General features: G+C 36.7%; 12 protein-coding genes. 6 read left to right on the forward strand and 6 right to left on the reverse strand.

The genetic code is table 11. The annotated features are described in order from the left end of the window. Positions 1 to 54 precede the first annotated feature (54 nt). Positions 55 to 666 (reverse strand): NAD(P)H:quinone oxidoreductase, encoded by a 612-nt coding sequence (gene wrbA, locus M3182_RS02345; RefSeq protein ID WP_251433332.1) that lies wholly within the window; start codon positions 664 to 666, stop codon positions 55 to 57. Between the two features lie 228 nt (positions 667 to 894). Further along, positions 895 to 1,425, reverse strand: a complete 531-nt coding sequence (locus M3182_RS02350; protein WP_251433536.1) for a GNAT family N-acetyltransferase — start codon at positions 1,423 to 1,425, stop codon at positions 895 to 897. Between the two features lie 102 nt (positions 1,426 to 1,527). Here M3182_RS02350 and M3182_RS02355 point away from each other — a divergent pair, with 102 nt between their 5' ends. The 3 genes from M3182_RS02355 to M3182_RS02365 all read left to right on the forward strand — a co-directional run bounded on the left by M3182_RS02355 (position 1,528) and on the right by M3182_RS02365 (position 4,495). After that, positions 1,528 to 1,956 carry a DUF2383 domain-containing protein gene (locus M3182_RS02355; RefSeq protein ID WP_251433335.1) on the forward strand — a complete coding sequence of 143 codons (429 nt, stop codon included), beginning with the start codon at positions 1,528 to 1,530 and terminating at the stop codon, positions 1,954 to 1,956. Positions 1,957 to 2,560: 604 nt separating this feature from the next. After that, positions 2,561 to 2,773 (forward strand): hypothetical protein, encoded by a 213-nt coding sequence (locus M3182_RS02360; RefSeq protein ID WP_251556003.1) that lies wholly within the window; start codon positions 2,561 to 2,563, stop codon positions 2,771 to 2,773. Positions 2,774 to 3,073: 300 nt separating this feature from the next. Beyond that, a complete protein-coding gene (locus M3182_RS02365) occupies positions 3,074 to 4,495 on the forward strand; it encodes a Na+/H+ antiporter NhaC family protein (RefSeq protein ID WP_251433341.1) in 1,422 nt (473 codons plus the stop codon). A gap of 101 nt (positions 4,496 to 4,596) precedes the next feature. On the opposite strand, the gene M3182_RS02370 is transcribed toward M3182_RS02365, so the two are convergent. Next, complete coding sequence (locus tag M3182_RS02370; RefSeq protein WP_251433344.1) at positions 4,597 to 4,896, reverse strand: hypothetical protein; 300 nt, start codon at positions 4,894 to 4,896, stop codon at positions 4,597 to 4,599. Between the two features lie 117 nt (positions 4,897 to 5,013). After that, on the reverse strand, positions 5,014 to 6,210 hold the full coding sequence (ystJ, locus tag M3182_RS02375; RefSeq protein WP_251433347.1) for an NADP-dependent malic enzyme: 1,197 nt from the start codon (positions 6,208 to 6,210) through the stop codon (positions 5,014 to 5,016). A 314-nt stretch (positions 6,211 to 6,524) separates the two neighbouring features. Here ystJ and M3182_RS02380 point away from each other — a divergent pair, with 314 nt between their 5' ends. The 3 genes from M3182_RS02380 to yppF (M3182_RS26450) all read left to right on the forward strand — a co-directional run bounded on the left by M3182_RS02380 (position 6,525) and on the right by yppF (M3182_RS26450) (position 8,594). After that, entirely contained in the window at positions 6,525 to 7,424 is a 900-nt protein-coding gene (locus M3182_RS02380; protein ID WP_251433350.1) for a LysR family transcriptional regulator, read from the forward strand. Between the two features lie 389 nt (positions 7,425 to 7,813). Next, positions 7,814 to 8,044: a YppF family protein gene (gene yppF, locus M3182_RS02385; RefSeq protein ID WP_251433353.1), complete on the forward strand. Its 231-nt coding sequence runs from the start codon at positions 7,814 to 7,816 to the stop codon at positions 8,042 to 8,044. Between the two features lie 349 nt (positions 8,045 to 8,393). Beyond that, positions 8,394 to 8,594, forward strand: coding sequence for a YppF family protein (gene yppF / locus M3182_RS26450; protein ID WP_432806619.1), 201 nt, complete (start codon positions 8,394 to 8,396; stop codon positions 8,592 to 8,594). A gap of 230 nt (positions 8,595 to 8,824) precedes the next feature. On the opposite strand, the gene M3182_RS02390 is transcribed toward yppF (M3182_RS26450), so the two are convergent. Beyond that, positions 8,825 to 9,823, reverse strand: coding sequence for an inorganic phosphate transporter (locus tag M3182_RS02390; RefSeq protein ID WP_251433357.1), 999 nt, complete (start codon positions 9,821 to 9,823; stop codon positions 8,825 to 8,827). 13 nt (positions 9,824 to 9,836) lie between these two features. Then, complete coding sequence (locus tag M3182_RS02395) at positions 9,837 to 10,454, reverse strand: DUF47 domain-containing protein (protein WP_251433359.1); 618 nt, start codon at positions 10,452 to 10,454, stop codon at positions 9,837 to 9,839. Positions 10,455 to 11,033: the final 579 nt, after the last annotated feature.

The following is an 11,033-nucleotide window of genomic DNA, read 5'->3' on the forward strand; positions in this document are numbered from 1 at the left end:
AATCTAATCCCATAAAAAAAGTCAATCGAAGTCTTTTCCGATTGACTTTTTCCATTAATGATTTGCTTTTTTAACCCACTCCGCAACTGTTACAGTGCGCTTCGCTTGGTGTTTAACCGCAGCTTGTACGTCTTCAATCATATTACCGTCTTGGTCGACCGTAACACTTGTGCCGTATGGATTCCCCCCTGCACCAAATAGAACAGGATCTGTATATCCAGGTGTCGCAATAATCGCTCCCCAGTGCATCATACTTGTATATAGGGATAATAATGTAGCCTCCTGCCCACCATGTGGGTTCTGAGCGGATGTCATAGCACTGACCACTTTATTGACGGTTTTTCCAGTTGCCCAAAGCCCCCCTTGGATATCAAGGAATTGCTTCATTTGAGATGGCATATTCCCAAACCGAGTTGGAACGCTAAAGATAATCGCATCCGCCCATTCGAGATCATCGCTAGTTGCAACTGGAACATCTTTTGTTTTTTCGACTGTTGCCTTCCACGCTTCATTTCGATCAATGATTGACTGAGGAGCTAATTCTTCGACTTTAAACATTTTAACGTTGGCTCCCGCGTCTTTCGCACCTGCCTCCGCCCATTGAGCTAGTTGGTAATTAGTTCCACCCATGCTGTAAAAAATCACGGCTAAGTTAACATCAGACATTTCTCATTCTCCTTATTTATGAATTCATCCTCACTGGATGTGCACACACATCTCTTATTATTCCTTACAATTGAAGACGACATTCATAAAAAAGAGTTTATTTCTCGTCAAATTGTTAACTAATTGCAAAAGCAATTTTCGAGACGAACCTTTCTGAAACCGTATATGTTTTGATCGTCTCATCTGCATCAAAATGGGTAAACACAATATCTTTGATAAACCTAATGATTACACTTCCCCTTTCCATTCATTTTCTAAAAGACTCATTTCCCAACTACTCCAATAAACATCCTCAAATTTAGCAACTTCTCTTAGTAAGCCCTCTTTTTGAAACCCCACTTTTTCGTAACATGCAATTGCAGCGGTATTAAAATCATAAACACCTAATGATACCCGGTGAAGATTCAGCTCCTTGAAGGCTATCTTCAATATTTCTTGAATCATCTGCTGGCCAACGCCTTTCCCCCGAAGATGACCTTTCCCTACCAACACTTTCCCGATTCTTGCACATCGATTTATACGGTCAACTCTTCCTAGAGAGATATGACCAATTCTTTCGTTTGTTTCTTCATTAATGACCTTATACACATAATGATTGGCACTCTTATGGTTTGCACCTTTTATGTAGTGTTCTAATTGATCAATGGTTATAGGAAATTCAAAGGTCGGTCCCGCCCATTGAAGCAAAAGTTCTGGATGATCTACCCAATCAATCAACAATTCAAAATCGTTACGGTTAAAATATTCTAGCCTAATCATCATCGTCATCTCCTTCCCGTTAATTATAAATGAAGTTTTAGGCATTGTTACGAATAAAAAGGAAGACTAATCGAAAAATATTAGGGAAAAGGATGTGATGGATTGAATACAAATGTTGTTATTGAGGAACTAAATACGTTATTGCGTGGAACATATATGGGCATTCGTTCTCTTGAACACCATATCGAAAAGTTGGAAGATAAAGAGCTGATAAACTCTTTCCAAATGATGCAACAAGAAGTGAAACAAAATGCTACTAAACTAGCGGAACGTATTCAAAATCTTGGTGGAGTGCCCGCAGATGATGAAGGAGTTTCTGGATCTATGCATAGTTTTATGCATAAAGTCATGCTTTCAGATGACGAAGCGAAAATTCTCAAAGATGCAATTAAAGGGATGGAAAACTACGGTGTCGAATACTCAGAAGAACTGGTCAAAGGTGATTTGGACCCAGAAAGCAAACAGCTAGCAAAAGAAGTCGTTGATACAAGCCGACGACATGCTATTACCTTAAAAGAACTCCTCCATTAGAAACAGATATAAAAATGACTTGAATTGGTGTGCTGAAGCCGAATAGAAAAGCTGGTCCCACTATATACCTTGATAATTACAAAAGGTTTGATTAAAAAACGCTATTGAGGAAAAATTACAATAGCGTTTTTTAGCGCATTTTGATAAGAATCGAATCTACCTCTTTCAGGTTCTTATAACTCCTCCATATCCCTTTACACTTGTTTAAAATAGATAAAGCTATTCCTACATACACCGATTGAAAAAAGAGTTTACTTATTTTCCATAGTTCGGGCAAAACCTTTAAAAACCTCCAAATTTTGGTACCATTAAGAGAGAACTTTTTACAAAGGACGTGATTTATTGAAGGTTTCAGTTGTTCTAATCCTAATTATTATATTAATGCACACTCTGACCCTAATTAACGTGACTATTTTTAAAGGTGATTGGAACGGAATTGTTCTGGCTTTATCCTCGATTTTATTTTTAACTGCAATTGCAATTTATGGAATAAGTGGCCAAAGGGGCAAACAATCTTGACAATAGGATTGTTTATCCTGTCTGAACTATCTACAAACGGTTGGTTCCAACCTTGGATAAAAAAATTAAAATCTAGGAGCATTTTATGAAAAAAACTTTAATAATCTTTTTGTTTACAACAATTCCATTTGGATTTACGATGTCCATTGCTTTTGAGGAATTAACTATAGGAATCATTACTGGATTATTTTTTGGATTATCAATGACATTCGCTTTTTCATTTTACTCTACTAGCGGAAACATGACTACCAGTGTTAAACAAAACACTGGAATGGATTTGGAAGCGTTATCTTTTTAGTTACACACACTAGGATTTATGTCCTGGTGTTTTTTTCTTAAGATGTCTTCTCCTTAATCACTTTGTGATTAGGAAGATATGCGCCTGCAAACCGGGGATAGAAAGGAATAGCGATAACCGACAGTTTGTTTCGATGCCCGTTCAGATCTAAAAAATCGGTACAGTACATGGTAACCAAAGCTCTGTCTCGACACCTTCTGGTAAGGTTAACTAATAGAGTTGCATGTGAACTGGCATACTAATTGAATTGAAAGGTACTCATTACGTTTACCAACTACATGCGTCTAGGAGGGAGAAAACTTGGACTATACTTGGCTTTCTCTATTGCCTTTTCTGATTGTTATTTCAATGTCCATCTGGTTAAAAAATATTTTACCTGGTCTCGTCGTAGGCTTACTAACTGGCTCGTTTATTGTCAAACCTGATTTGATTGAGGGAGCATACCATTCCGTTAATTATATGGTCACTACTTTATCGGATTCTTCTAACATTAAAATTATTGGCTTCCTCTATTTATTTGGTGGTTTGGTTGGAATGATGAACATCTCTGGAGGAATCAAAGGATTTTCTGAATGGGTCGGCACCAAAATTCATAATGAGCGAGGATTGCTTGGCCTTATTTGGTTTACGCTTCCGTTTACCTTCATGATGCCAATGTTTCGGATTATGATGATTGGGCCTGTTGTAAAAAACCTTGTCAATAAAATGAAGCTCTCGAAAGCAAAAGTAGGATTAACGCTCGATATTTCAACAGAATCAATTATTGTCCTATTACCTGTTGCAACGGCGTTTGTTGGGTTTATGGTTTCTTTAGTTGAGGGAGGAATCCAAGAATTAGGTTTGGAATTAACAGCTTATAATGTTTTCTTAATGAGCATTTTGTTTAACTTTTTTGCAATTGTGATGCTGCTAATCGGAATCATTCAAACATTATGGAACCCCAGAAAAAAAAATGGAGATAAGAAAAATGCCAAACAATTTGAAGAACAAGAACATGAATATCACCGCGTTGGCATAAAAAAAGAGTTGTCAATGGTTAAAGCACAACCATGGAATTTGATTGTACCGGTATTTTTATTGCTCGGATTATCATTATTTCTCTTATACCTCGATGGAACAGCTAAAGGCGCAGATACCGTTTTCGAAGCCTTCTCAGTTGCAGATGCTACGTTTGTAATGCTGCTTTCTGTGTTTATCACATTAGTTCTATCGTTTGTTTTTTATGTCGCAAGGCGGCAAAAACTAGGCGAGTTGTTATATCATTTTTATGATGGTGGTAACCAAATGATGGAGGCTATTAGTTTGCTCGTACTTATTTGGGCTCTTACATTATCTGCTGAAGACCTCGGTTTTTCAGCGTTCATTAGTTCCACATTAGGAACTTTCCTCCCCGCCTCTTTAACACCAGCCGCCATTTTTGTACTTGGTTCAACTGTTGGCTATTTTATTGGTTCTTCTTGGGGTACTTGGGGATTGTTTATGCCGCTTGGAATGACTTTGGCCGTTGCTACAGGCGGTTCAATTCCTTTAACAGTTGGCGCAGTGTTTGCAAGTGGTGCATTCGGTGCACTTACCTCCCCATTGGGTGATACAACGATAACAACTGCCTCGATTTTGGATTTGCCAATAGTCGAATATGCTCGATATAAATTAAAGATTTCTGTGATCGGTGCAGTTATTGCCACAGCGTTATATGTAGGCGCAGGACTAATAATAGGCTAACGGAATAGTTGTCGCAATATAGGCCAAGCATATCAGATTTGAGTCATTCACGTTTCGTTTCAATTACGAAAAACACCCAAGCTTCCGCTTGGGTGTTTGATTTATACGGCTTTCTTTGTCATCGCCTTTTTAAAGAGCTCAGGATACTCTCTTAAAAGAATATTAAGCAAATCAACCATTGTTAAGTTTTCCGCAGGATAGGAGTTTATTTTTTGCAAAGTGGAATATCCCTCAACTCGATAGATTGTTACTGTTTTTTCTACAGAGAAATTCTCTCTGACGATTCCATCGGCATTTAACACAAATTCCTGATGCTCGATTTCTTGATAAGTTACATGATAATTTTCAATTAGCTCGCAGCGAAGCAATTCTTTCAATACAATGGTTTCTGATCTTTTCAATCCAATCATTCTCCTTCATATCCTAAATTTCATGTCCAAAAGGCAAGTGAAAGATGAAAGCTCTGCTTCGTATCATGTAATATAAATTATGACATTCCTGTACCTGAAAAAATATTTTTACAGAACAGGTAACATTGCTTTTCTAGCTACCCCTGTTTCAATGGCTGCTTTCGCAACAGCTTCGCGTACAGCTGGAACCACTCGACTGTCTAGTGCACCTGGAATGACGTAATCAGCTGTTAGTTCTTCTTCCTCAATTAAGCTTGCGATCGCTTCTACAGCAGCTGTTTTCATTTCATCATTAATATCAGTAGCAGAAACATCAAGCGCTCCACGGAAAATTCCAGGAAAAGCAAGGACATTGTTTACTTGGTTCGGTAAATCAGAACGACCTGTTCCAATAACCTTCGCACCAGCAGCTTTCGCATCTTCTGGCATGATTTCTGGAATTGGGTTTGCCATTGCAAAAATAATGGCATCTTGGTTCATCGTTTCAACCATTTCTTTCGTTAGCGCTCCTGCCACAGATACACCGATGAAAACATCAGCGCCTATAATCACATCGGATAATGACCCTTCGTGTTTTTCTTTATTTGTTTTTTGGGCAACAGATTCTTTGATCGGATTCATCCCAACTGGTCTTCCTTCATATATTGCACCTTTCGTATCGCACATAATGATGTTTTGAACACCCATATTTAATAGAAGTTTGATGATTGCGATACCAGCAGCCCCTGCCCCATTTATAACTACTTTAATTTCATCGATCTTTTTATTAACTAGTTTCAAAGCATTTATTAAACCTGCAGCAGTGACAATAGCAGTCCCATGTTGATCATCATGAAATACAGGAATTTTCATTTCCTTCTTCAACCGCTCTTCAATATAAAAACAGTTTGGAGCGGCAATATCTTCCAAGTTGATTCCACCAAATGTTGGCTGCAATAGTTTAACCGTTTTAATGATTTCTTCAGGATCTTTTGTATCTAGGCAAATCGGTACAGCGTCTACTCCAGCAAAGGCTTTGAATAGAGCCGCTTTCCCTTCCATAACTGGCATGGAGGCTTCTGGTCCAATATCCCCCAATCCCAAAACGGAAGTACCATCAGAGACAATCGCAATTAGATTGCCTTTAATCGTGTAATCATAAACCTTCTCTGGATGTTTATGAATTTGCGAACAAGGTTCAGCTACACCTGGAGAATAAGCTAAGCTTAAGTCTTTCATGCTGGTTAATGGCATCTTAACTTCAACAGATAGTTTTCCTTTATACTTTTCGTGCAGCAATAACGATTCTTTTTGCAAATCACTCATTCTTAAACATCCCCTTTTATAAAATAATGACCGCTGTTAAATATTTTTAGAAATATTCAGTTATTTAACTCCGCGATACCTCAAGTAAATTGTGTTTATTATACACTGAATTCCAAATATAAATAAAATACATATAATCTATAACGCTTATGCCCTTTCGCTATATGGATGAACGATTGTTCGATAAAATTCGCAGTATTGCACAGGAATATAGACTTGAGCAACCTTTTATTATAAAATGAAAGAATATTGTGAATAAAATACATATTGGTTATAGTGATTATGCCTTATGTCTATGGAAGGAGGATATTAGGTTGGATATTCGGCATTTAGAGTATTTTTCAGAAGTCGCTGAACATTTAAGTTTTACAAAAGCTTCACAAAGCTTACATGTAACTCAGCCATCAATCAGTAAAGCGATTAAAAATTTGGAAGATGAATTAGGGGTTCCATTATTTTATCGCTCCTCAAAACAATTAGAATTAACCGATGCAGGCAAAGCCGTCTTAATCAATGCTAAGAAGGTATTAGAAGCTTTTAACAACCTTACTCTAGAATTAACCGATATGATGGAGTTGAAAACAGGTGAAATTCGTATTGGCATTCCTCCAATTGTCGGAGCTGCATTTTTTTCGAAGTTAATTGGACAATTTAAAGAAACATACCCTGAAGTGAAAATAACCTTAACTGAGGTTGGGACGAAAAAAATTAAACAAGGTGTAGAAAACGGGTCTTTAGATATTGGACTAATTTGTACATTTCCAACTCAGAATAGTCCGTTCGAGATTATCAAAGCTTTAAAAGATCCTTTAATGTTAATTGTTCATCATGATCATCCTTTAGCGAAAAAAGAGAAAGTTCATTTTTCTGACCTGGAATATGAGCCATTCATCCTTTACCGTAAAGACTTTTCGCTCTACGACAAAATCATTGAGGAATGTGGAAAACATCAGTTTCAGCCGAATATAGTATGTGAAAGTTCCCAGAAAGATTTTATCCTTGGAATGGTTGAGGGAAAATTGGGGGTTGCCCTTTTGCCTAGTAAAATCTGTGAAGATATTAATAGTAATGAGATTACGATTCTCCCATTCTATCAATCTGAAGTGAATCTCGAGTTGGGAATGATTTGGAAAAAGAATAAATACTTATCCTATGCAGTTAGGGAGTTTATTTCTGTTTCGCAAGAATTTGTCAAATCAAAGAATGAGTCTTAATTACGCTGATCAAGGTAGTTGAGGCACTTTTTTAAATGGCTCTCTTCTCAAACCATATTGTTTTTTAACAAAAAATAATCTCACTTATGACAAAAAGAGCATGCAAACTTAATTTTAAACATATGAAATGGCTACAATTGCGTTAAAATCGGCTTTACAATAACCGTCTACTAAATCTAAATGATTTCTACACAGGTGGGTGAATACTCTCGTGCAGAAAATTCTGTATGTCTATTAAATTTCATTGGTTTTCTACCTTTTAAACATAAAGAATGTGGGAATGTGTCGAAAGATTGAATATTTTTATAATACCGTTGCAAAAAAACTCGTGTTATACTCTATATATGGAAGCGTTTACAATTAACCAACCTTTAAAATGGAGGGATTATATGTTATTAGAAGATCTTATTCATCGCTTTACTTCTGAGAAGAATCAAGCTCCTCTTCATGCAAATGACCTTTTAGATTATGTTCAAAAGCAGTATATTCATAGAGAGATTTCCATTGTGGAATATAAGAAACTATTTTGCGAACTTGATAAACGCCAAGCAGAAAAACCTCAATCTTATACAATGAGAATTGATCAAACCCACCTACAGTCAATTAACCTTCCTGGTTAAACGCAGAACTCGCGCTGTCTTTATTACCACATACCACAGTATTCCAGAAATAAAGCCCTTATGACAGGGCTTTTTATTCTTTATTAGAGAATACAAATCTATAACCTTCTTTGCTATGCAACGATAAGGTATTCTGTGCCTAAACCAAATGTCCTTAACCGCTGTACCTGCTATGTAAATTCTGCAAATTATTCCACGGTTCACTAAACCTATCGCATTCTTACTCAACGAAAATGTAGATATGTGTCGAAAGTTTGAAAATTTATATAAATAAAGTTCGAAAAATGATGTGTTAAACTTGACATACGGAAGCGTTTTCAAGTTTAGATATCTTTAGAGGAGTGATTCCATGTTATTCGAAGAGCTAATCCAACGTTTTAAAGAAGAAAGAAATCACGCTCACTTACACGCGAATGAATTATTAGATTTTATTCAAAATAAGTATATTCATAGAGAAATAACAATTGTCGAATATAAGCGCCTATACTCGGAGTTAGATAAACTTCAAGCTGAAAAACCAAAGTCTTATAGGATCAATGTTTTTAGTTAAGGTACGATTTTGCTAACTACTCATTTAACCCAAAAAGCCTACCTAGGCTTTTTTTTCTCACAAAGAAATGGACAAAATTACAAAGTGGACAGTTCCATTTATAGAAATTGTCCACTTTTGTTTACAACCCATTTCAACCACCAATTCAGTAAAAAATCAAAGAATTGACTAGGGAGTTCTCTCGCATGTAGCAGTTTCTAAAACTCAGGGTCAATTCTGAGCTTTCAATTTCAAAAGAATAAATTCAATATTAAATAAACCAAGCCTGCAAGAGTTGCTGAAATCGGAAGCGTAATGACCCAGGTAATAAGCATTCGCTGTGCTGTTCCCCATTTGACCCCTTTTAGGCGGTGGGAAGCTCCTACTCCCATGATAGAAGAGGAAATTACGTGAGTTGTACTTACTGGTAAATGAATATAGGTTGCTCCAAAAATAATTAAAGCACCAGTTAAGTCGGCAGCAACTCCATTGACTGGGCGAATCTTCATGATGTTTCCGCCAACGGTTTTAATAATTTTCCATCCACCAACTGATGTACCTAGTCCCATGGCAGTCGCACAAGCCAATTGTACCCAAAACGGAACATCGTCTGTTGTTAAATGACCACTCGCAATTAACGCCATCGTAATGATTCCCATTGCTTTTTGAGCATCATTTGTTCCGTGGGAATAAGCCTGGACAGCTGCCGTAACAATTTGAAAACGACGGAAATTTTTATTTGTCTTCGCTAAGTTGTTGTTTTTAAATATGATTTTAAAAAGACTGTAAACCAAATACCCAACGGCAAATGCAAGAATCGGAGAAATAATCAGTGCTTGGATAATTTTAAGAAAACCTGAATAATTTAATGAACTAAATCCTGCGGCTGCAATTGCCGCCCCTGCAATCGATCCAATGATGGCATGGGAGGAACTACTAGGAATACCGTAATACCAAGTAATCAAGTTCCAGGCAATCGCTGAAATCAACGCCGCTAAAATAACGACAGATCCATTTTCTAGGGTGAATGGGTCAACAATATCCTTTGTGATTGCCTTTGCCACTCCAGTAAATGTCATTGCCCCTATAAAGTTCATTACCGCAGCAAGTAAAATCGCATGTCTTGGTTTTAGCGCCTTTGTTGAAACAGAAGTTGCAATTGCATTAGCTGTGTCATGAAACCCGTTAATAAAGTCAAATGCCAAGGCGAAAATGACAATTAAGATTGTTAAAATAAAAAGGGCATCCATTTGTCAAAACTCCTTATGCATTTTTCATGATGATGGTTTCTAAAGTGTTGGCGACATTTTGGCAATAATCTGCAATGTCCTCAAGGGTCTCATATATTTCTTTGTATTGAATGATACGAATTGGATCTTTCTCAACAGAGAAAAGATGTTTGATGGCTTGACGTTGAACGCCATCACATTTTGATTCATACTCTTTGATTCGAATGGCATGGTCCCGAATTTGCGGAAGTTTTTTTGTTGATAGCAGCTCTACGGATTCTTGAATTTCAAATGAACATTGTTTAATCGCATCCACAAATTGCAGCATATATTCATCCGCATTTAAAATCGAATACATTTCAAATAGATCCGCGCAATGCTCAAGTCCGTCTAATACATCATCCATACTCATGCTCAGAGCTAGGATATCTTCTCGTTCAATGGGAGTGATAAAGGCATTGTTTAGTTCCTTAATCACTTCATGAACATAACCGTCTCCCTTCGTTTCAAATCCCTTCATCTTCTCAGAAAAAATTTTAAGATCGCTGACATGTTTTAATTTATAATCAGAAAAATATTCAGCCGCCTCTTTTAGATTGGAAGAAATGTCATTCAATAAGTTTGAAAACTTATCCTTTTTCTTAAAACTCATTATGTAACCCCCAAAATATAAATACGAAACGAAATTTATTTTACTCCTCTTTTAGAAAATTAGGAAGTATTTTTTCGACAAAATTTTCAACTTTGTTTCGTTAAGTTTAAGTATCTTATTTAAATGCCTAAATTATGATAAAGATTTAAAATTGAAGTACGCGATGAAAATTGCGGGCATATGCTGGGTTAAAATACAGGTGAAAAGAATGAAGGGATATGCATTATTTTCCAGATTCTTACTTGTACCATTTTTCATCAAGATGGGGTTAGAACAGAAGAGCACCAGCTACTTGAAACCATCCTTAACAGCATCAAAAAGGATGCCACAACACTGGGACTTTATCGACAAATATCCCAATTGGCCCCAAACCAAGACCATCGACATTCGAATCCAACAACTTGTTAAAGTGAAAAAAGCACATCTATCCCACTTTCCCAATCTGTATACTCAACTACCATGAAAATAAACTTCCGTAACTTGGAAAAAAGGCAATACTAAAGAAAACGCAGCTCATTCGTTTTTTTTAAGAGAGGAGCGCCTGATTCGTTGGTTTTATTGAGGTAGATCTACTGGATT

Source organism: Mesobacillus maritimus (assembly GCF_023715205.1).
Classification (GTDB): Bacteria; Bacillota; Bacilli; order Bacillales; family Cytobacillaceae; genus Mesobacillus_B; species Mesobacillus_B maritimus_C.